The following is a 21,284-nucleotide window of genomic DNA, read 5'->3' on the forward strand; positions in this document are numbered from 1 at the left end:
CCTCTTGATCTCAGTCCTTCAAAGGCTGTCCAAGCTCGGCGAAGGCCACCGGATCCCGGCTCTTCAACGCGCTCGCCAGCACAAGGCCAACCACGGCCGCGATCAGCACCAGCGCCGGCAGGAACACGCCGAGGAACCCGCCAGCACCGGACAGGCCGCCGAAATTGATGACGATCAGGTAGATGATGATGACGAAGGCGATGAAGGTCAGCCCCGGCAGGATTGTGGTCTTCACCGCGTTCTCCTGACTGGACGGGTTGGCACGGAAGAACATCACGACGGCGAGCGAGGCCACCGCCATCATCACGATGACGCCGAGAGTGGCAACGTTGGTCAGCCACGAAAACAGCGCCAGCACCGGGTCAAGGCCAAGCACGGCGAAGAGCCCGACGACGACAGCGGCAAGCACGCTCTGGATGACCGAGGCGACATGCGGGCTCTGGTGCGTCGAATGGGTCACGCCGATGGTCCGCGGCAGGAGCTTCTCGCGGCCGGAAACATAGATGTAGCGGGCGACCGCATTGTGGAACGCCAGTACGCCGGCAAACAGGCTCGACACGAACAGGATGCTCATGGCGTGCGAGAGCATCGTTCCGGCGTAGCGGTCGGACAGGCCGAACAGGAACGTGGTCGGATCCTGAAGCCCCTGCAGCGCCGGCAGCAGCTTGTCAACGCCGGCACCGACCGCCATCAGCCATGCGGTGACCATGTAGAAGACGCCGATCAGGATGACGGAGAAATATGTCGCCCGCGGAATGGTGACCTTGGGGTCGCGCGCCTCCTCGGCATAGATCGTCGTTGCCTCGAAGCCGATGAACGCGGCAAAGCAGAACAGGATGGCGATCGCCGGCGCGCCGCTGGTGATCTGGCTCCAACTGAACGGCGCCGCTGACAGTCCACTATCGCCTCCGGTCTTGACGATCGCCATGTCGAGGATCAGCACCACGACGTATTCGGCAAGCACCAGAACGGTCAGGATCTTGGCCGACAGGTCGACCTGCCTGTAGCCGAGCACGGCGACGATGGCGATGGCGACGAAACTCCACGCCCACCAGGGCAAGTTGATGCCCCAGCCGGCGAACAGCCCGGCGGTCGCGGCACCGAGAAGGCCCATGACGCCGATCTGCATGGCATTGTAGGACAGGATTGCGATCAGCGCCGTGGCGCCGCCGGCGAGACCGCCGAGCCCGCGCGCCGCATACGCATAGAAGGCGCCTGCATTGCCGACATGGCGCGACATGGCGACATAGCCGACCGCGAACAACAGCAGCAGCAGCGTCACGATCAGATAGGTGCCGGCAAAGCCCGCGCCATTGCCCATCAGCATGCCGAGCGGCGTGCCGCCAGCCACAGCCGTCAGAGGCGCCGCTGCCGAGATCACCATGAAGGTGATGGCGCCAACGCCAAGGCTGTTCTTCCTCAGCCGGTTCGCTTCGCCGGCTTCAATTGTCGTCATCTTTCCCTCCAATTCCGCGCTGCGGAAGCCAAGTGTCCCTGAAATGTCGAGGCCCTGTTTCGGGCCGCCTTGTCGTTTCATTATTTGCAACGACATTTCGAATATAGACTTGCAAAGGAACCGGCTTCCTGTCAAGTTAATTCGCACGTTAAGTATCAGATGGAGGATCAGATACGCATGGGTACGGTGAGCAAGGCCATCACGCTCCTGGAAATGCTCGGTCGCGGCGAGCCCGAGACGGCGTTGGCTGACCTCGCCCGGCGCGCCGGCCATGACAAGGCAACAACGCGCCGGCTGCTGGTCTCCCTGATAGCGCATGGGCTGGTCGAGCAGGATGAAGCCACGCGTCTTTACCGGCTGGGCGCCGGTGTCGCGCGGCTGGCGCTGATGCGCGAAGCCCAGTTCCCCTTCCTGCGCATGGCGGTGCCGGTGGTCGAGGCGCTGGCGGCGGAAACCGATGAGACGGTGCACCTGTCGGAATATTCGAAGCGCGGCCTGATCACAGTCCATGTCGTCGAATCGACCAGGGCCAATCGCGTCAGCGTGCAACTCGGCGAGGTGCTGCCGATGCATGCGACGGCTTCTGGCATTGCGTTCCTGGCGTTCACGGAAGAGCGTATCCGAGACGCTGTTCTGGCCGGACCGCTGCCGGCCTTCACGCCCCACACAATACGCGACGCGAAAACACTTGCCGAGCATGTCGCCGCCGCCCGCGCGCGCGGGCACTCGACCGGCTCGCAAGGCTTCGAGGAGGGCGTGCTCAGCGTCGCGGCGCCGATCCTCGGCGCCGACGGTTTTGCCATTGGCATCATCGCCGTCGCGGCGCCTAAGGTGCGGGTCCAGAAGGGCGAGATCGAGCGCTATGGCGCCAGTGTGGCGGCGGCTGCGCGCGTTATCAGCGAGCGGCTTTTCGGACGGCAGGGCCAGCCGGGCCTCAAGCGAGCATGACAACAAATACCCCTGCAAGGAGATTGACTGTGGAGGAGACACGCCGAATCCTGGTTATAGGCACCGGTGACACCAAGGCCGACGAATTGCTCTTCATGCGCGAGCGCATCGAGGCGGTCGGCGGTGTCGCCGTGATGATGGATGTGAGCGTGCTCGGCGATCCGCCCTACCAGCCGGCGCATGACAAGCATGCGGTGGCTCAAGCTGCCGACACGACCATCGAGGCGATCATCGCCAGCGGCGACGAGAATTCGGCGATGACGCTGATGGCGCTCGGCGCCTCGCGGCTTGCCCGCGCACTCTGCGACAAGGGCGAAATCCACGGTTTCATCGCGCTCGGTGGCTCGATGGGCACCGACCTTGCGCTTGACGTCGCGCTGGCGCTGCCGCTCGGCGTGCCGAAATTCGTCATCTCGACCATTGCCTATTCACATCTGCTGCCACCAGAACGGATCGCCACAGACCTGATGATGATCCTGTGGGCGGGCGGTCTCTATGGCCTCAACAGTGCCTGCAAGGCGGTGCTGTCGCAGGCCTGCGGAGCGGTGGTGGGTGCCGCGCGCGCCGTCGTTAAGCCGGACGCGACGCGGCCCAGGATAGGCATGAGTTCGCTGGGAAAAAGCTGCCTGCACTATATGGTGACGCTGAAGCCGGAGCTGGAGAAGCGCGGCTATGAAGTCATCGTCTTCCACACCACCGGCATGGGCGGCCGGGCGCTGGAGGCGATCGCCGCGCAGCGCGGCTTCGTCGCGGTGATGGATTTCAGCCTGCAGGAACTCGCCAACCAGCTGACCGGCTCGGTGGTGAATTCGGGCTCCGACCGGCTGGAAAATGCCGGTCGGCAAGGCATCCCTCAGATCGTGGCACCTGGCGCCGTCGACATGGTGGATTTTCCGACCTGGCAAGCAGTGCCTGCCCGTTTCTTCGAACGGCCGTACCATGCGCACAACCGCCTGCTCGCCTCGGTGACATCAGACGGCGAAACCCGCAAGGAGATCGCGCGCGCCATCGGCGAGAAGCTCGCCGCCGCAACCGGGCCGACCGCCTTCATCCTGCCGGCAGGCGGCATCCAGCAATGGGACCAGGAGGGCGAGCCGCTGCACGAACCGGAGGCGCTGTCGGCCTTTGTCGAGGAGATGCGCTCGAGCGTGCCCGGCAATGCCGAGTTGCACGAGATATCAGGGCACATCAACGACGCCGCCTTCAGCGCCAAGGCGCTGGAGATCTTCGACCGCTGGGTCGCCGAAGGCATTGTGCCGCTGGGCGCGCCGGAAGGAACACAAGCTGCATGAGCGGGCCATTGCCAAAGGCGCTGGTGCTTGACTTCGGCGGCGTCGTCACCCGCACGCTGTTCGAGACGCACGCGCTGACCGAACGCGCGTTGGACTTGACGCCCGGCACGCTCGGCTGGCGCGGGCCGTTCGATTCGGAATCCGACCCGCTGTGGCGTTCCATGCAAGCCGACGAGATCAGCGAGCGCGACTACTGGAAGACGCGCACGCGTGAAGTCGGCCGTCTCGTCGGCGAGGACTGGGACGACATGTCGACTTTCGTGCAGCGGGCGCGCGGCGCCGACCCGCAAGCGGTGGTGCGGCCAGAGGCGGAACGAGCGATCCGTGTGGCGCATGAAGCTGGCATCCGGCTCGCCATCCTCTCCAACGAGCTCGACTTGTTCTACGGCAACAGCTTTCGCGAGCGCCTGCCGCTGCTGTCGCTGTTCGAGACCATCATCGACGCCACCTACACGCATATCCTGAAGCCCGATCCGCGCGCTTATGCGATGGTGAGCGAAGCACTGCACTTGCCGCCCGCGGCTTGCGTCTTCGTCGACGACCAGAAGCGTAACGTCGACGGCGCGGTCGCCGCCGGCATGCTGGCCGTGCATTTCGACGTCGCCCAACCGGGGCAAGGCTATGCAGAGGCGCTCGGCCATTTCGGCGTTGCGGCCTAAGAATTCAAGAAACGGAGTTCCCACCGATGCGCGACATCAACTTCCTCACCGAGAACAACGCCAAGCCGATCTGGCATCCGATGGCGCATCCGGCCGAGATGCGCGCGACGCCGCCAAAGATCATCATGAAGGGCGAAGGCGTCTCGGTCACCGATGCCGAAGGCCGCACCGTCCTCGATGCAGTCGGGGGCCTGTGGAACGTCAACCTCGGCTACAGCTGCGATCCGATCAAGAAGGCGATCGCAGCACAACTCGACGCCCTGCCCTATTATTCCGGCTTTCGCGGCACCTCGACCGGACCGTCGATCGAGCTTGCCTATGAGCTGTGCGACTGGTTCGCTCCCGAGGGCATGGTACGGACCTTCTTCACCTCCGGCGGCTCGGACTCGGTCGAGACGGCACTGCGGCTGTCGCGGCAATACTGGAAGATCAGGGGCCAGGGCGACCGGACGAAGTTCCTGGCGCTGAAGAAGGGCTATCACGGCACGCATTTCGGCGGCGCCTCGGTCAACGGCAACGCCAATTTCCGCCGCAACTACGAGCCGCTGATGCCCGGCGTTTTCCACACGCCAGCGCCTTGGACCTACCGCAACCCATTCGACGAGACCGGCCCGGCGAAGCTGGCGAAACTCTGCGCGCGGGCGATCGAAGACGAGATCGCCTTCCAGGGCGCCGACACCATCGCGGCCTTCATCATGGAGCCGGTGCTCGGCGCCGGCGGTGTGATCGTTCCGCATGAGAGCTTCATGCCGATGGTGCGGGCGATCTGCGACCGTCACGACATCCTGCTCATCGCCGACGAGGTGGTGACCGGCTTCGGTCGCACCGGCGCCTGGTCGGGCTCGCGGCTCTCCGGAGTGAAGCCGGATTTCATGAGCATCGCCAAGGCGATCACCTCAGGCTACTTCCCGCTCGGCGCCACGCTGATCAGCGCCAAGGTTGCCGACGTCTTCGAGGCCGACAAGACCAGCTTCGGCTCGATCGGGCACGGCTACACCTATTCCGGCCATCCGGTCGGCTGCGCGGCGGGGCTGGCCACACTCGCCGAGACCAAGCGGCTTGCCGTCAACGAGAATGCGGCGGCGCGCGGTGTCGAACTCGGCAATGCGCTGGAAGCGCTGAAGACGAAGCACGCTCTGGTCGGCGATGTGCGCTACCAAGGGCTGATGGCGGCGCTCGAACTGGTTTCCGACCGTGCCGCCAAGAAGCCGACCGACAAGAAGACGATGAATGCCGCCGCAGAGGCCGCCTACAAGGCCGGCGTCATGCTGCGCGTCTCCGGCAACACCATCATCCTGTCGCCGCCGCTGGTGATCTCGTCCGCCGATGTGGCAAAGATCGCCGAGGCTCTCGACGCCGGACTGACGGCAGCCGCCTGAGCGACGGTGACGCTCAGTCCTGACCGAGCCGCAGGCGTCGCCACGCCGCCGGCGAGAGGCCGACGGCGGCGCGGAAGAAGCGCGAGAAATAAGCCGGGTCGTTGAACCCGGTCTCATAGGCGATGTCCTCGACCGGGCGCACGGTGAACAGCAGCAGGCGCTTGGCCTCGACCAGCCGCCGCTCACCAACCGCCTGGCGTACGCCCGCGCCGAGCACCTGCCGCGCTGCCTTGTCGAGCAGATGGCGCGTGGTGCCGAGCGCGGCGACATAGCGCTCGACCGGCCAGTCGTCGCGAAAATGCCGGTCGATCAGACGCCGCAGCCGGCCGCCCAGCGCCACCGTCGCCGGCACCGCGACAGCATGCGACTGCGCATCGAGGCGGGCGATGCCCGACAATGCCACGGCGATCAGCGGCGGCAGGATTTTCTCCATACCGGGCAACCTGTCGGCATATTCCGCCTGGATCATCGTAACCGTATCACCCAACCTTTCCCAGAGGGCCGTTTCACCGCGTCCGGTGACGAAGACCGGCTGGTCGAGCGGCAGCGCGGACTGCTCAGCGATCGCCGCAAGGGCAGCATCGGCGACCGAGACAACGACGGCGTCGGCGCCCGTCTCGATGCTGAATCCGTGTACCACGCCGCTCGGCATGAAGCTCACCGTCGGCGCCGAAAAACTCCAGGTCTCGTCTTCGATCCGATAAATGCCGCTGCCGCCGGTCCAGAAGGTGATCTGCGCCATTTGCGGGTGCTTGTGCGCGAGAACCTGGCCGCGATGCACGGACGCACGTGCAAGAACAGTCTCGACATGCAGGAATCCGACGTCGAGCGCACGCGCCGGTTCGCCGTAGACGAAGAATTCGGGAATGGCAGTCTGGCTCATCACGGCGAAAAAATCCAAGTGGTTCTATACTTTCGTCCATAAACCTTTGTCACGACGATCGCTACAGTTGACGCGTTAAAGGAGGATCATGATGCGATCGGAAGATTTCCGGGCCGACACGAAACGGCCGTTTACCGGTGCCGAATATTTGCAGAGCCTGCGCGACGGGCGCGAGGTCTATATCAATGGCGAGCGGATTGCCGACGTCACCACCCATCCGGCGATGCGCAACTCGGCGCGCTCGCTGGCCCGCCTCTACGATGCCTTGCACGGTCCGGCGCGGCAGGCGGTGCTGACCTCGCCGACCGACACCGGTTCTGGCGGCTACACGCACAAATATTTCCGCGTCGCCCATTCCGCCGCGGATCTCGCCGCACAGCAGACCGCCATCGCCGACTGGTCGCGCATGTCCTACGGCTGGATGGGGCGCACGCCCGATTACAAGGCAGCACTTATGAACACGCTCGGCGCCAATGCCGAGTGGTACGGCCCGTTCAGGGACAATGCACTCGCCTGGCACAAACGCGCCCAGGAAGCGGCCCTGTTCATGAACCATGCCATCGTCAACCCGCCGATCGACCGCCACAAGCCGGCCGAGCAGGTGAAGGACGTGTTCGTGCACATCACGAAGGAGAACGACGCCGGCATCTGGGTGTCCGGCGCCAAGGTGGTGGCGACGTCGTCAGCGCTCACCCATTACAATTTCCTGGCGCAGAGCTCGGCGACGGTCACCGAGGACCCGTCATTGTCGGTGATGTTCATCGTGCCTATGAACGCGCCGGGGATAAAGATGTTCTGCCGCGTCTCTTACGAGCAGACGGCCAACACGGTCGGCCATCCCTTCGACTATCCGCTGTCGTCTCGTTTCGACGAGAACGATGCGATCCTGGTGCTGGACAATGTCTTCATCCCCTGGGAGGACGTGCTGGTGCTGCGCGATGCGCAGAAGATCCTCTCCTTCCACCCAGCGTCGGGCTTCATGCACGGCTATTGTTTTCAGGGCTGCACGCGCTTCGCTGTCAAGCTCGACTTCCTCGCAGGCCTGCTGGCGAAGGCGCTGCGCGCGACGGGCGGGGATGCCTTCCGCGGCAACCAGGCGGCCCTCGGCGAAGTAATTGCGCTGCGCCACATGTTCTGGAGCTTTTCCAACGCCATGGCGCACAACCCGATCCCATGGGCGAACGGCGCCGTGCTGCCCAATCTCGAAGCGGCGCTCGCCTATCGCACTTTCATGTCGGAGGCCTATCCGCGCGTTATCGATACGGTGCGCCGAGTCATCGCTTCGGGGCTGATCTACCTGCCGTCCTCGGCAAAGGATTTCGACAATCCGGAGATCGACAAGTACCTTGCCCAGTACGTGCGCGGCTCCAATGACATGGGCCATGTCGAACGCATCAAGATCATGAAGCTGCTGTGGGATGCGACCGGCACCGAGTTCGGCGGCCGCCACGCGCTCTATGAGCTCAACTATGCCGGTGCGCCGGAAGAGGTGCGGCTGCAGGTGCTGAAGGGCGCTGAGCGCGGCGGGCGCCTGAGGGCGATGGAGGAACTGGTCGACACCTGCATGGCCGACTACGACGAAAAGGGCTGGACCGGCGACACCTGGCTGCCGCCGCTGCCGGCTGGCGCAAGCTGAGGTCCCGGCCATGGAGCCACAAGTTGCAAGGCTGGAGTTCCGTGAGGCGATGGCGCGGGTCTGTGCGCCGGTCAACATCGTCACGACTGATGGTCCGGCCGGCCGCGGCGGCTTCACTGCGACCGCCATGTGCAGCGTTTCCGACGATCCGCCGACGCTGCTTGTGTGCATGAACGAGCGCTCGGCGCAGACCGGCCTGTTCCTCGCCAACCAGCGTTTCTGCGTCAACGTGCTGACGCAGTTACACACCCATCTGGCGGCAAAGTTCGCCGGCACGATCCGCGACATGAGCGAGCGCTACAATGCGGCAAGATGGCAGACCATGCCGTCCGGCATGCCGGCGCTGCTCGACGCCATCGTCAGCTTCGATTGCGAGATCGGCGACGTGAACAAGGTTGGCACGCACAATGTGATGTTCGGCCGCGTCGTCGACATCCGCCACGGCAGCGACGAGGCGGCGCTGCTCTATGTCGGCCGCAACTACATGCAGCCGAGCGCACTCGGCAGTTTTGGCGGGTAGAGGCTGTCAGGTCTGGTTTTCGGATGATTCCGACTGAATCAGGCTTTCGAGCAGGTCGAGCAGGTGCTCATGCTGTTCGGCGCCGTAGCGCTGCTCGATCGCATCGTAGATGGCGATGCGCTCGGGCGACAAATCCTCGATCAGCACCAGCCCGGCCGGGCTGATTGCGAGCAGCGCCCGGCGACCGTCATCCTTGACCTTGTTGCGGGTGATGAACTGCCGTTCCTCCATCGCCTTGATGATACGGGTCAGGCTGGGCGGAAGGATCGAGGCGCGATGGGCAAGTTCGGTTGCCTCGAGCGGCCCGGCTTCGGCAAGCACACGCAGCACACGCCATTGCTGCTCTGTGATGTCGTGGCGGGCAAGCATCGGCCGGAAATGCGCCATGATCACTTCGCGGGCGCGAAGCAGAGCCATGGGCAGGGAGCGGCGGGTGCTGGGCGGTAGCAAGGTCAGGTCTCCAAAAAATTCCAATTCCGGTACGACTCGCACCACACAATGAGGCTCGGATCGCAGCTATATCCGCGATTTTGCCGGGGGCGGCAATCCCACCATCGGGAGCTGTACCTGCATAGAGAACGACACTTGACATTCCGCCGTCAAGATGTAATTCACATGTTAATTACAAGGTGGAGGAAACCTTGCCACATATGGCGATCGAATATTCGGCGAATCTCGACGCCAAGGTCGACATCAGCGCGCTTTGCACGCTGGTCGCTCGCACCATCCTCGAAACCGGCCTGTTCGAACATGGCGCGGTGAGGGTACGCGCTTTCTGCGCCGAGGCATACGCGATCGCCGATCGCCTCCCGGAGAACGGGTTCATCGACATGAACTTCCGCATCGGCAAGGGCCGCAGCGCCGAGGAAAAGAAACGCACCGGCGAGGCGATCTTCACTACTGTTTCGGATCATCTCGCATCTCTGTTCACGACGCCGCATTTCGCGCTGTCGCTGGAGATCCGCGAGATCGATGCCGAACTAAGCTGGAAGAAGAATGCCATCCACCCGCGCCTGGGCGGCAAGTGACAGGAACCCATATCATGGCGGCATTGGACGACAATCTGAGAAAGGCCGAGGCCTATCTCGAGCGCTTCAGAAGCGCTGGCGTGCTCAACCAGATCGGCGGCGAAGCCGTGCCGGCCGCCGACGGCTCGACATACGAGACGCTGTCGCCAATCGACCTGAAGCCGATCGCCAAGGTGGCACGCGGCAAGGCCGCCGACATCGACCGCGCCGCCAAAGCGGCGAAGGCTGCCTTCCGCGACTGGGCGGCGATATCAGGCGACGCCCGCAAGAAGCAGTTGCACAAAATAGCCGACGCCATCGTCGCGCGGGCCGAGGAAATCGCTTTCGTCGAATGCATGGACACCGGCCAGTCATTGAAGTTCATGGCCAAGGCAGCGCTGCGCGGCGCGGAGAACTTCCGCTTCTACGCCGACCGCGCGCCGGAGGCCCGCGACGGCCACGCGATCCGCGCACCGAACCAGGTCAACATGACGACGCGCGTGCCGGTCGGCCCGGTCGGCGTGATCACGCCGTGGAACACACCTTTCATGCTGTCGACCTGGAAGATCGCGCCGGCGCTCGCCGCCGGCTGTACGATCGTCCACAAGCCAGCCGAGTTCTCGCCGCTGACGGCACGGCTATTGGTCGAGATCGCCGAGGAGGCCGGCCTGCCGAAGGGCGTGTGGAACCTCGTCAACGGCTTTGGCGAGGACGCCGGCAGAGCGCTGACCGAACACCCCGACATCAAGGCGATCGGCTTCGTCGGCGAAAGCCGCACCGGCTCGATGATCATGAAGCAGGGTGCCGACACGCTGAAGCGCGTGCATTTCGAGCTCGGCGGCAAGAACCCGGTCATCGTCTTTGCCGATGCCGACCTGGAGCGGGCCGCCGACGCTGCCGTCTTCATGATCTATTCGCTGAACGGCGAGCGCTGCACCTCGTCCTCACGCCTGCTGGTCGAGGAAAGCATCTACGACAAGTTCACCGCGCTGGTGGCGGAGAAGGCCAAGCGCATCAGGATAGGCCATCCGCTCGACCCCGAAACCGTGGTTGGCCCACTGATCCATCCGGCGCATGAGGAAAAGGTGCTGTCCTATATCGAGATCGGCAAGTCGGAAGGCGCTGTCGTCGCCGCCGGCGGCGGCAAGTTCGCCGGTCCGGGCGGCGGCTGCTATGTCAGCCCGACGCTGTTCGTCGGCGCCACCAACAAGATGCGCATCGCCCAGGAAGAGATATTCGGACCCGTGCTGACCGCCATCTCGTTCAAGGACGAGGCCGAGGCGCTGGCGCTGGCCAACGACACGCAATACGGCCTGACCGGCTATCTCTGGACCTCGGACGTCACCCGCGCCTTCCGCTTCACCGACGCGCTCGACGCCGGCATGATCTGGGTCAATTCGGAGAATGTGCGCCACCTGCCGACGCCGTTCGGCGGCGCCAAGAACTCAGGCATCGGCCGCGACGGCGGCGACTGGTCGTTCGATTTCTACATGGAAACCAAGAACATCGCGTTCGCCACGGCGCCGCATTCCATCCAGAAGCTCGGCGGCTGACCGGAGACCCCAACGATGCCCTTGCCCACACCCAATCTCTACCCGGCATTCAACATCGTGCGGCTCAGCCACGTCGAGCTGGCTGTTACAGACCTCGGTAAGTCGCGCGCGTTCTATGTCGACACGCTCGGCCTGCAGGTGACCGACGAGACCAAGGACGCCATCTATCTGCGCGCCATGGAAGAGCGCGGCCACCATTGCATCGTGCTCAGGAAAGGTGCCGCGCCGGAAGCCCGCGACCTCGGCTTCAAGCTGTTTTCCGACGACGATCTCGACAAGGCCGAGCACTTCTTCAAAGCCAGGGGCCTGCCTGTGAAATGGGTCGAGCGGCCCTACCAGTCGCGTACCTTCCGCACCCGCGACCCGCACGGCATTCCGCTCGAATTCTATTCCAGAATGGAGCGGCTGCCGCCGATCCATCAGAAGTATGCGCTGTATAAGGGCGTCAAGCCGCTGCGCATCGACCACTTCAACTGCTTCTCGCCCAATGTCGATGAATCGGTGGCGTTCTACAACGAGCTCGGCTTCCGCGTGACCGAGTACACGGAGGATGCCGCGACCGGAAGACTTTGGGCGGCATGGACGCACCGCAAGGGCGGTGTCCACGACATCGCCTTCACCAACGGCATTGGCCCACGCCTGCACCACGTCGCCTTCTGGGTGCCGACGCCGCTCAACATCATCGATCTGCTCGACCTGATGGCCACCACCGGCTGGCTGCCGAACATCGAGCGCGGCCCCGGCCGGCACGGCATCTCCAACGCCTTCTTCCTCTATATCCGTGATCCCGACAATCACCGCATCGAGATCTATTGCTCGGACTACCAGACGGTAGATCCCGACCTAGAGCCGATCAAATGGGACCTCAAGGACCCGCAGCGCCAGACGCTGTGGGGCGCACCGGCGCCGAAGAGCTGGTTCGAGGAAGGCAGCACCTTTGCCGGCGTCGAGCCGCGCAAGTCCGATCTGGCGGCCTCGCCGATCGTCGCGCCGTGACGTCGGCTAACTGCAGGGGAAACAAATGAGCGCGGCACGTCTCGCCACCTTCACCGTTGGCGGCAAAACGCGCTACGGCGCAATCACCGACAAGGGCGTCGTCGACCTGTCGGCGCGACACGCACAGTGGCCGAGTTTGCGCGAGGTGATAGAGGCCGGCGCACTGCGACGGCTGACGGAAGAGGCGGACGCTTTCGCCGCCGATTTCCCGCTCGACGCCATCGCCTACGAGATACCCGTCCCCTCGCCCGAAAAGATCATCTGCGTCGGCGTCAACTATCCGGACCGCAACGAGGAGTACAAGGACGGACAGGCCGCACCCTCGAACCCGTCGCTGTTCATCCGCTTCCCGCGCTCCTTCGTCGGCCATGGCACGCCCCTCGTGCGGCCGTGGGAATCGCCGCAGCTCGATTATGAGGGCGAGATCGTCATCGTCATCGGCAAGGGCGGCCGCAGGATCGCCGAGGCGGATGCGCTGGGCCATATCGCAGCACTTTCGCTCTGCAACGAAGGGACCATCCGCGACTGGGTGCGCCACGCCAAGTTCAATGTCACCCAGGGCAAGAACTTCGACCGGACCGGCTCTATCGGCCCCTGGCTTGTGCCGTTCACCGACGAGGCACAGATCGCTGACATCGCGCTGACCACGCGCGTCAATGGCGAGGTTCGCCAGCAGGACCGCACCGGCCGCATGATCTTTTCCTTCCGCAAGATCATCAACTACATCTCGACCTTCACCACGCTGGCGCCGGGCGACATCATCGTCACCGGCACGCCGACCGGCGCCGGCGCCCGGTTCGACCCGCCAATCTGGCTGAAGCCGGGCGATGTGATCGAGGTCGAGGCCGACGGTATTGGCTTGCTCAGCAACGGCGTCGTCGACGAAGGGACCGGCCGATGATGACGCCAGAACAGGTCGAAGACGCGGCCGCGAGGCTGTTCGAGGCCGAGCGCGACCGCCGCCAGATCAGGCTGCTCAGCCTTGATTTCCCCGGGGCGACGATGGATGACGCCTATCTCGTCCAGGCGGCGCTGGTGAAACGAAAAGTGGCCTCGGGCCTGACGATCAAAGGCTGGAAGATCGGCCTGACCTCCAAGGCGATGCAGTCGGCGCTCGCCATCGACATTCCGGATTCCGGTGTGCTGTTCGACGACATGTTCTTCGATGACGGCGGCACCGTTCCAGCCGGCCGCTTCATCCAGCCGCGCATCGAGGCCGAGATCGCCTTCGTAATGAAGGCGTCGCTGGCCGGTCCGGACGTGTCGATCGACGACGTGCTCGACGCCACCGACTACATCACGCCGGCGCTGGAGATCCTCGACACCCGTATCGAGCGCGTCAACAAGGAGAGCGGCAGGATACGGACCTTCTTCGACACCATCTCCGACAATGCCGCCAATGCCGGCGTCGTCGTCGGCGGCCGTCGTGCCGCACCGCGCGAGGCCGACCTGCGCTGGATCGGCGCCATCCTGTCGCGCAATGGCGAGGTCGAAGAGACCGGGCTCGGCGCCGGGGTGCTCGATCATCCGGCGAAGGGCATCGCCTGGCTGGCCAACCGGCTGCATCAGTACGGCATGCAGATATCCGCCGGACAGGCCGTGCTGTCGGGCTCGTTCATCCGGCCCGTGGAGTGTCGCCACAGTGACACTATCGCTGCCGATTTCGGACCCTATGGAGCGATCCGCATCACCTTTGCCCGCTAGCGGCAATTCCTCCATAGCCCGCTGACCCGACTTGCCGGCGGCGTGCTGAAACAGAACCCGGAAGAGCCCGAAAGGGTGTCGGCACTCCTTGCCAGCCTTCAAAGTATCGGCGCCGAAATCCGGGTGCCGCGCGAACAACCGTTCGATGCCATCGCTTTGCTGGACGATCAGGATTAACTCGACTTCCATCGCTGGCCGCGTTCCTGAAAGGCTTTATTACGCGATAGACCACGATCCGCTGACGCGCTTTTGCGCTCCTGTTTCAATCCGAGCCGCTGTCCCGAGCCGCTGTGCAGTTTTGGGCAACATGCGTTTGATCGACAAACCCGTGGCCAGAAGCCGTCGGGACGGCCGGCGCTATCGATTCGAGCGGCCGAGCGCTGTGGACGCAATCAGCAAAACGATCGAGGCGGCGATCAGCACTGTGGCAGCAGCCGCGATGGTCGGCGTCAGCGTGTCGCGCGCGATGGTGAACATCTCGCGCGGCAAGGTGCGTTGTCCGGGACCGGCGAGGAACATCGTCACCACGACTTCGTCGAGCGAGGTGGCGAAGGCAACAGCGCGCCCGACGCGATGCCCGGCAGAATGACCGGAAGCGTGACTTTGCGGAAGGTGAGGAAGGGTGGCGCCCCCATGCTGGCGGCCGCCCAGAGCAGCCGCCTGTCGAGACCGGTGAGAACGGCCGAGACGGTCACCACGACGAAGGGAACGGCGAGCGAGGTATGGCCGAGGATGAGGCCGGGAAGGGTCGCGGTCAGGCCGACCATCGAGAAGACGAAATACATGCCGACGCCGACGATGACCACCGGCGCGATCATCGGCACCAGCAGCAAGGCGGAGATCGTGCGCCGACCTGGCAGATTAGGCGCCGCGAGGCCGAGCGCGGCCATGGTGCCTAGCGGCGTCGCCAAAAGTGTCGTCGAGACAGCCAGAACCAGGCTGTTGCGCAGGGCATCCATCCAGGTCTGCATCGAGAAGAACTCGCTGTACCATTTCAGCGACCAGCCGGTGATGGGAAAGGTGAAATCGCCGCTGCTCTTGAACGAGAACAGCACGATGATGATCAGCGGCGCCATGAGGAAAGCCAGCACCATCATGGCCGTCAGCCCGAGGCCGAAGCGGCCAAGCCGGCTGGTGGTGGTTGATCGCGGGGAGGACATCCGGGCCTCCTAGCGCAGACCGGCGCCGCTGCGGCTGAGCAGGGCGTTCTGGATGGCATAAAGCGAGAGCGTGACGACCAGCATTGTTCTTTGCTGGCGGCGTCGTCGGCGCTGTGGGTTTCAAGCATGTCGGCTTCGCGGCGACGTTGTTTCTCGCGGCCATTCTCCTCGTGCTGGCCTCCATGCCAGTCCTGGAGGACGTCTCCGTTCGCATGAGGCGGCTTTGGCAGTAGCGCTGCAGAGCTTTGCCGCATGCCAGATTTGGTAGCACATTCGCGAAGGCGCTGTTCCTGGATTTCGGCAGCTATCTGTTTTGGCCGATCCTGAAGCACGAACACGATGAGACCGGCCCAACGGCAAAAGCAAGCGAACTCAGCCATACCCACTCTTAACGTAGAGTGAGGTCGAAGAGATAGCCGACGCGCCCGCGGCGGCTCCAATCGAGTGGCCGGCCGAGATAAGGGCCCATTGCCAGCCCCATCACGCGCAAATCCAAGATGGCTGGCGACAAGACTGGCCGTGACGGGAATGGCCGCATGGCTTTGGTTCGAGGCAGGGCGTATCGCCCGGTTTTCTACAGCCTCAAGACAGATGCGTCACGCATCACTAATTGAATGCGCCGCATTTTAATATATGCTGCAAGACGTAGAGATAATATCTCAAAGCTGATCAAAAGGGGGATGCGACCGTGATAACTGCTCCACAGTTGCGTGCCGCGAGGGCGCTCCTTGGCATCGACCAGCGCAGGCTTGCCGAATTGTCCGGTCTTTCCGTGCCGACAATTCAACGCATGGAAGCCAGCGAGTCGATTATTAGGGGTAACGTCGATTCTCTCATGAAGCTGATCGGGGCACTTGACCTCGCCGGTGTGGAATTGATCGCTGAAGGCGCCTCCAGCCAAATCGGCGGGCGCGGCGTGCGACTGAAAGCGGATTTTGACCCCGCCAAAATCCTTGGCGGAGTCGATACGGATGCCAAACTCCCCGTGAGGAGCGTGGCGTGATTTCGGGGGCCGCGGTCCTCCTGTGGGGCGTCGCTGCGCTCCTGGGGACTGCGGTGCTTGCGATTGCGGAAAGCCGCAGATCCGACTCGGGAACACGCCTGATCTACGGCTTGACGCTAGGTATATCGGCGGCCGTGCTCATGGTTCTCGCGAGCCGCGTCGCCGACAATCCCGTCACCCCGTCGACTGTGGTGTTGCCTCTTGGATTGCCATGGATTGGCGCTCATTTCCGTTTGGACGCGCTGTCGACTTTCTTCCTCATCGTCGTCAACTTCGGCGGCTCCATGGCCAGTCTTTATGGCCTCGGCTACGGCAGGCATGAGTCTGCGCCGCATCGGGTGCTGCCGTTCTTCCCGGCTTTCCTAGCCGGAATGAACCTTGTCGTGGTGGCCGACGACGCCTTCACTTTCCTGCTTTCCTGGGAATTCATGTCGCTCGCCTCCTGGGCGCTCGTCATGGCGCACCATCGCAAGCAGGACAATGCGCGGGCGGGCTACATCTATCTCGTGATGGCGAGCTTCGGCACACTCGCGCTGCTGCTTGCGTTCGGCCTGCTCGCCGGATCCGATGGAACCTACACATTCGACGCGATGCGAGCCGGCGATCCCACCCCGTTCGCCGCTGCTTTCGTCCTGGTTCTCATGCTGCTGGGCGCCGGCTCCAAGGCCGGACTCGTCCCGCTGCACGTCTGGCTGCCACTCGCCCATCCGGCCGCGCCAAGCCACGTCTCGGCTCTCATGAGCGGCGTGATGACCAAGGTCGCAGTCTATGGCTTCATACGCGTTATTTTCGATCTGCTCGGTGAGCCGGCATGGTGGTCGGGCGTTGCCGTGCTTTTCCTTGGCGGCCTGACGGCGGTTCTCGGCATCCTCTACGCGCTGATGGAAAAGGACCTGAAGCGACTGCTTGCCTATAGCACCATTGAAAACATCGGCGTCATCTTCGTAAGCCTTGGTCTCGCGCTCGCTTTCAAGGCGAACGCCATGCCATCGGCTGCAGCGCTGGCGCTCACCGCCGCGCTGTTCCACGTCCTCAACCATTCCTTTTTCAAGAGCCTGCTGTTTTTCGGCGCGGGCGCCGTGCTGACGGCAACCGGAGAGCGGGATATGGAGAAGCTGGGCGGTCTCATCCACCGCATGCCCTTTACAAGTTTTGCCTTTCTCGTCGGTTGCGTCGCGATCTCGGCACTTCCACCCTTCAACGGCTTCGTCTCCGAATGGCTGGCCTTTCAGGCCATATTGCAGAGCCCCGATCTGTCACAATGGGGACTGAAGGTCATGGTGCCCGCCGTTGGCGGTCTGCTGGCGCTGTCAGCGGCACTGGCCGCGGCCTGCTTTGTGAAGGCGTTCGGGATTACATTCCTCGGCCGGCCACGCTCGGCCGCGGTGGAACTGGCGCATGAGGTCGACCGCTACTCGCTGGCGGCAATGTTCATTCTCGCTGCCCTTTGTCTCTTGGCCGGCATTCTGCCCGGTCTTGTGATAGACGGCCTCTCATCGGTGACACTGCCACTGATCGGCAGTCGGATGCCTGTGCAGATGGCCCAGCCCTGGCTGTCTATCGTGCCGATTGCAGCGAGCCGCAGTTCCTACAACGGCCTGTTGGTGTTCCTGTTCATCGCCTTTTCCGCATCCGCTGCGGCATATGTGATCCATCGCTTTGCATCACATGCACTCCGTCGGGGTCCCGCCTGGGGTTGTGGCTTCCCGGATGTGGTCCCGAGCTCGCAGTACACGGCCGTCAGCTTCGCGCAGCCTATCCGCCGCGTCTTCGGCACGTTCGTATTCCGTGCAAGGGAAACCGTCGAAATGCCGGCACCTGGCGAGACCGGTCCGGCTCGTCTGAATGTCGAAATGCATGATGTGATCTGGGAGACGCTGTACCTGCCTATCGGCCGGGCCCTCGACTTTGCGACCGACCACCTCAACCATCTGCAGTTCCTGACGATCAGGCGCTACCTGACCCTCGTCTTTCTCTTTCTCATTGTCCTGCTCCTGGTGCTCGCACTATGGCCGTGATTCTCGAGTTGGCCGTTCAAGGCGCGCAGATGGCGCTGGTGCTTTTGCTGGCGCCGCTCCTGACCGGATTCGTGCGCAAGGTGAAGGCACGGCTCTTGCGCCGCCAGGGTCCTTCCCTGATCCAACCTTACCGCGATCTCTTGCGGCTGATGCGCAAGGAAGTCGTTCTGGCGGACAACGCATCCTGGCTGTTTCGCGTGACGCCCTATCTGATCTTTGCCACCACCTGGGTCGGCGCGGCGCTCATCCCGACATTCGCCGCCGGCCTCACATTCAGTTGGACCGCCGATCTCATAGCCATTGTCGCACTGCTGGGAAGCGCCCGGTTCTTCCTGGCGCTGGCAGGCATGGACGTCGGCACGAGCTTCGGCGGCATCGGCTCGAGCCGCGAGGTGATGATCGCTTCGCTGGCCGAACCCGCCATGCTGCTCATCGTGTTCAGCCTGGCGCTCGTCGCGGGTGCTACGCAACTCTCAACGGTCGCCGCCTTCATGGGGTCACCGGAGGTTGGCTTGCGGGTGTCGCTCGGGATGTCGCTCATCGCCCTCGTGATGGTGGCGATCGCCGAAAACGCCCGCATACCCGTGGACAACCCATCGACCCATCTGGAACTCACCATGGTTCATGAGGCGATGGTGCTGGAATATTCCGGTCGCCATCTGGCGATGATCGAGTTTGCCGCCTTCCTCAAGCTTCTGCTCTATGTGTCGCTGATTTCCTGCGTCTTCCTACCTTGGGGCCTGGCGAGCGCCGGGGCAGGACTGGAATCCCTTGCTCCGGGTGTCGTCGCCTATGTCGGCAAGCTTGCCGTCTGTGGCGTTCTCCTCGCCGTGTTTGAGACTGCCATCGCCAAGATGCGCGTCTTCCGCGTCCCGGATTTCCTCGGGGCAGCGCTGATGCTGGCCCTGCTCGGCACGCTCCTGCTGTTCGTCTCACGGAGCCTCTGATGAACGGCCTCACCTTCGACATCGCTCACCTGCTCGCCGGCGGCCTGGTGCTGGTCAGTTTCATGATGCTGTATCAGGATCGCCTCTTTGCTCTGATCAACGTTTTTGCGCTTCATGCAATCGTGCTGGCCCTGTCCGTAGCTTGGCAGGCATACATTCAGGACGCGCATCATCTCTACGTCACGGCGGCGATCGCCCTCGTCTTCAAGGCGATCGTCATTCCTGTCGGGCTTCATCGCATCATTCAGCGGCTCGGCATCCATCGTGACGTCGAGACCGCCGTCGGCATCGGTACGACGATGCTTGCGGGGATAGGCCTGGTGACCCTGTCCATGGTCCTGATGCTGCGCGTCACTCCCGAGGCTGATCCCCTCGCCCGCGAGGACCTGGCTTTCGCGCTGTCCATCATTTTGCTGGGGCTGCTGGTGATGGTCACCCGCCGCAACGCCGTCAGCCAAGTTGTCGGATTCATGTCGCTCGAGAACGGTCTGGTCCTCGCCGCCACGGGGGCCAAGGGCATGCCTCTGGTCGTCGAGATCAGTGTCGCCTTCTCGATCCTTATCGCCTTCATCGTCATCGGAGTCTTCCTGTTCCGCATCCGCGAGAGGTTCGACTCGGTGGATGTCGGCGCGCTCGACGACTACAGGGGAGAACACCGTTGACCGCGTTTTCCCTCGATGCGGTGGCCGCCATTTTGCTGATACCGGTCTTCTCGGCCGCACTTCTGGCGGCGCTGCCGAAATACCGGATATCGGCGGGCGTCAATGTCGCTGCGAGCTTGCTGACCGTGCTCGCCGCACTGTCGCTTCTTGTCACCGACCGCCCGCAGCCTGGGCAGTATCTGCTCGTCGACGATCTCAATATCGTCTTCATCGTGCTCAACACATTCGTCGGCTTCACCACCAGCGTCTTCAGCGCTTCCTACATTGCCCACGAACTGGAGAGCGGGCGGCTGACAGTCCCGAACTTGCGGTTCTATCACGCAATGTACCAGGTCATGATGTTCGGCATGAACCTGGCGTTCGTGTCGAACAATATTGGCTTGATGTGGGTGGCGGTGGAGCTTGCCACGCTGACCACCGTGCTCATGGTCGGCATCTACCGCACGCACGAAGCGCTGGAGGCCGCCTGGAAATATTTCATTCTGGGCAGCGTCGGCATCGCGCTCGCACTGTTCGGCACCATCCTCGTCTACATGGCTGCACAGCCGGTTGTTGGCGAGGGGACGAATGCGATGGTCTGGACGGTGCTCATCGCTCACGCCGCGCGCTTCGATCCGGCTCTGCTCAATGTCGCCTTCATCTTTCTGCTGCTCGGCTACGGGACGAAGGTCGGCCTTGCGCCCTTACATGCCTGGCTGCCAGACGCGCATGCTGAGGGTCCAACGCCGATTTCGGCAGTGCTGTCGGGCTTGCTGTTAAACGTCGCACTCTATGCCGTGCTGCGCTTCAAGCTGTTGCTCGCGGCAAGCCCGGAAGCGATCGCACCTGGGTCATTGATGATCACGATGGGACTGACGTCGCTTGTCTTCGCGGCCTTCATGCTCTACCGCCGCCGCGACATCAAACGCCTGTTCGCGTACTCCTCGATCGAGCACATGGGCATCATCGTGTTCGCCTTCGGCATAGGAGGCCCGCTCGCCAATTTTGCCGGGCTGCTGCACATGGTCATGCACAGCCTGACCAAGTCGGCGATCTTTTTCACGGTCGGCCACATTGCCCAGGTCAAGGGGACACAGAACATCGCCGAAATCCGGGGACTGACGGAAACACATCCTGCCCTTGGCTGGGCGCTCGTCATCGGCGTCGTTGCCATTGCCGGCCTCCCTCCGCTCGGTATCTTCATGAGCGAATTCCTGGTCGTGAGTTCGACATTTGCAAGACACCCTCTTTTGGCGATGCCGTTGGTTTTCGGGATTCTGCTCGCTTTCGGCGCCCTGCTGCTTCGACTGACCGGCGTCGCTTTCGGCGAACCGCGCGGCAGCACTGCACCCGCCGAGGCGTCCTACATTCCGATGTATTCCCACTTGGCGTTGGTGTTTGCCGCCGGCATCTATCTGCCGCCACCGCTGGTCACATGGTTCCAGCACGTCGCAAGTATCCTGGGGTGAGCAGAGGAGAGAA

At 63.4% G+C, this 21,284-nt stretch carries 21 protein-coding genes; 16 read left to right on the top strand and 5 right to left on the bottom strand.

Going from position 1 to position 21,284, the window contains the following annotated elements; genetic code table 11:
* Window positions 1-10 precede the first annotated feature (10 nt).
* On the bottom strand, window positions 11-1,456 hold the full coding sequence (locus NKH33_RS03050; RefSeq protein WP_352469646.1) for an APC family permease: 1,446 nt from the start codon (window positions 1,454-1,456) through the stop codon (window positions 11-13).
* A gap of 177 nt (window positions 1,457-1,633) precedes the next feature.
* Between NKH33_RS03050 and NKH33_RS03055 the strand changes: the two genes are divergently transcribed.
* Genes NKH33_RS03055 through NKH33_RS03070 form a run of 4 tightly spaced genes read left to right on the top strand, consistent with a single transcriptional unit; the run spans window position 1,634 to window position 5,734 of the window.
* Window positions 1,634-2,404 carry an IclR family transcriptional regulator gene (locus tag NKH33_RS03055; RefSeq protein WP_352817958.1) on the top strand — a complete coding sequence of 257 codons (771 nt, stop codon included), beginning with the start codon at window positions 1,634-1,636 and terminating at the stop codon, window positions 2,402-2,404.
* A complete protein-coding gene (locus NKH33_RS03060) occupies window positions 2,401-3,696 on the top strand; it encodes a Tm-1-like ATP-binding domain-containing protein (RefSeq protein ID WP_352685375.1) in 1,296 nt (431 codons plus the stop codon). Before NKH33_RS03055 ends, NKH33_RS03060 begins: the two co-directional genes overlap by 4 nt.
* 8 nt (window positions 3,697-3,704) lie before the next feature.
* Complete coding sequence (locus NKH33_RS03065; protein WP_352818419.1) at window positions 3,705-4,355, top strand: HAD family hydrolase; 651 nt, start codon at window positions 3,705-3,707, stop codon at window positions 4,353-4,355.
* 26 nt (window positions 4,356-4,381) lie between these two features.
* The gene (locus tag NKH33_RS03070; RefSeq protein WP_352817961.1) at window positions 4,382-5,734 is read left to right on the top strand and encodes an aminotransferase class III-fold pyridoxal phosphate-dependent enzyme; all 1,353 of its coding nucleotides are present in this window, start codon (window positions 4,382-4,384) and stop codon (window positions 5,732-5,734) included.
* Between the two features lie 13 nt (window positions 5,735-5,747).
* Here NKH33_RS03070 and NKH33_RS03075 read toward each other — a convergent pair whose 3' ends face one another.
* Window positions 5,748-6,617 (bottom strand): helix-turn-helix domain-containing protein, encoded by an 870-nt coding sequence (locus NKH33_RS03075; protein WP_352817963.1) that lies wholly within the window; start codon window positions 6,615-6,617, stop codon window positions 5,748-5,750.
* Window positions 6,618-6,708: 91 nt separating this feature from the next.
* On the opposite strand from NKH33_RS03075, the gene NKH33_RS03080 reads away from it, so the two are divergent.
* Entirely contained in the window at window positions 6,709-8,253 is a 1,545-nt protein-coding gene (locus NKH33_RS03080; RefSeq protein WP_352918366.1) for a 4-hydroxyphenylacetate 3-hydroxylase N-terminal domain-containing protein, read from the top strand.
* 10 nt (window positions 8,254-8,263) lie between these two features.
* Window positions 8,264-8,773, top strand: coding sequence for a flavin reductase (locus NKH33_RS03085; RefSeq protein ID WP_352469640.1), 510 nt, complete (start codon window positions 8,264-8,266; stop codon window positions 8,771-8,773).
* A gap of 6 nt (window positions 8,774-8,779) precedes the next feature.
* Here NKH33_RS03085 and hpaR read toward each other — a convergent pair whose 3' ends face one another.
* Window positions 8,780-9,190 carry a homoprotocatechuate degradation operon regulator HpaR gene (hpaR, locus tag NKH33_RS03090; protein WP_352818422.1) on the bottom strand — a complete coding sequence of 137 codons (411 nt, stop codon included), beginning with the start codon at window positions 9,188-9,190 and terminating at the stop codon, window positions 8,780-8,782.
* A 224-nt stretch (window positions 9,191-9,414) separates the two neighbouring features.
* Between hpaR and NKH33_RS03095 the strand changes: the two genes are divergently transcribed.
* Genes NKH33_RS03095 through hpaH form a run of 5 tightly spaced genes read left to right on the top strand, consistent with a single transcriptional unit; the run spans window position 9,415 to window position 14,033 of the window.
* Window positions 9,415-9,801, top strand: coding sequence for a 5-carboxymethyl-2-hydroxymuconate Delta-isomerase (locus NKH33_RS03095; RefSeq protein WP_352817966.1), 387 nt, complete (start codon window positions 9,415-9,417; stop codon window positions 9,799-9,801).
* Window positions 9,802-9,815: 14 nt separating this feature from the next.
* Window positions 9,816-11,333: a 5-carboxymethyl-2-hydroxymuconate semialdehyde dehydrogenase gene (hpaE, locus tag NKH33_RS03100; protein ID WP_352767526.1), complete on the top strand. Its 1,518-nt coding sequence runs from the start codon at window positions 9,816-9,818 to the stop codon at window positions 11,331-11,333.
* 15 nt (window positions 11,334-11,348) lie between these two features.
* Entirely contained in the window at window positions 11,349-12,329 is a 981-nt protein-coding gene (gene hpaD / locus NKH33_RS03105; RefSeq protein ID WP_352469637.1) for a 3,4-dihydroxyphenylacetate 2,3-dioxygenase, read from the top strand.
* 25 nt (window positions 12,330-12,354) lie between these two features.
* Window positions 12,355-13,230 (top strand): fumarylacetoacetate hydrolase family protein, encoded by an 876-nt coding sequence (locus NKH33_RS03110; RefSeq protein ID WP_352817968.1) that lies wholly within the window; start codon window positions 12,355-12,357, stop codon window positions 13,228-13,230.
* Window positions 13,227-14,033 (top strand): 2-oxo-hept-4-ene-1,7-dioate hydratase, encoded by an 807-nt coding sequence (hpaH, locus tag NKH33_RS03115; protein ID WP_352817970.1) that lies wholly within the window; start codon window positions 13,227-13,229, stop codon window positions 14,031-14,033. The genes NKH33_RS03110 and hpaH overlap by 4 nt, the downstream gene beginning before the upstream one ends.
* 357 nt (window positions 14,034-14,390) lie before the next feature.
* On the opposite strand, the gene NKH33_RS03120 is transcribed toward hpaH, so the two are convergent.
* Window positions 14,391-14,558, bottom strand: a complete 168-nt coding sequence (locus tag NKH33_RS03120; protein ID WP_352817974.1) for an ABC transporter permease subunit — start codon at window positions 14,556-14,558, stop codon at window positions 14,391-14,393.
* Window positions 14,555-15,193 (bottom strand): ABC transporter permease, encoded by a 639-nt coding sequence (locus NKH33_RS03125; RefSeq protein WP_352817977.1) that lies wholly within the window; start codon window positions 15,191-15,193, stop codon window positions 14,555-14,557. Before NKH33_RS03125 ends, NKH33_RS03120 begins: the two co-directional genes overlap by 4 nt.
* A gap of 688 nt (window positions 15,194-15,881) precedes the next feature.
* On the opposite strand from NKH33_RS03125, the gene NKH33_RS03130 reads away from it, so the two are divergent.
* Genes NKH33_RS03130 through NKH33_RS03150 form a run of 5 tightly spaced genes read left to right on the top strand, consistent with a single transcriptional unit; the run spans window position 15,882 to window position 21,271 of the window.
* Entirely contained in the window at window positions 15,882-16,196 is a 315-nt protein-coding gene (locus NKH33_RS03130; RefSeq protein ID WP_023675522.1) for a helix-turn-helix domain-containing protein, read from the top strand.
* Window positions 16,196-18,214 (top strand): hydrogenase 4 subunit B, encoded by a 2,019-nt coding sequence (gene hyfB, locus NKH33_RS03135; protein WP_352818427.1) that lies wholly within the window; start codon window positions 16,196-16,198, stop codon window positions 18,212-18,214. The genes NKH33_RS03130 and hyfB overlap by 1 nt, the downstream gene beginning before the upstream one ends.
* A complete protein-coding gene (locus tag NKH33_RS03140; RefSeq protein ID WP_023675520.1) occupies window positions 18,205-19,161 on the top strand; it encodes a respiratory chain complex I subunit 1 family protein in 957 nt (318 codons plus the stop codon). Before hyfB ends, NKH33_RS03140 begins: the two co-directional genes overlap by 10 nt.
* Window positions 19,161-19,823, top strand: a complete 663-nt coding sequence (locus NKH33_RS03145; RefSeq protein WP_023675519.1) for a hydrogenase-4 component E — start codon at window positions 19,161-19,163, stop codon at window positions 19,821-19,823. Before NKH33_RS03140 ends, NKH33_RS03145 begins: the two co-directional genes overlap by 1 nt.
* The gene (locus tag NKH33_RS03150) at window positions 19,820-21,271 is read left to right on the top strand and encodes a hydrogenase 4 subunit F (RefSeq protein ID WP_352918156.1); all 1,452 of its coding nucleotides are present in this window, start codon (window positions 19,820-19,822) and stop codon (window positions 21,269-21,271) included. Before NKH33_RS03145 ends, NKH33_RS03150 begins: the two co-directional genes overlap by 4 nt.
* Window positions 21,272-21,284: the final 13 nt, after the last annotated feature.

Source organism: Mesorhizobium sp. M1182, from assembly GCF_040318335.1.
Taxonomy (GTDB): Bacteria; Pseudomonadota; Alphaproteobacteria; order Rhizobiales; family Rhizobiaceae; genus Mesorhizobium.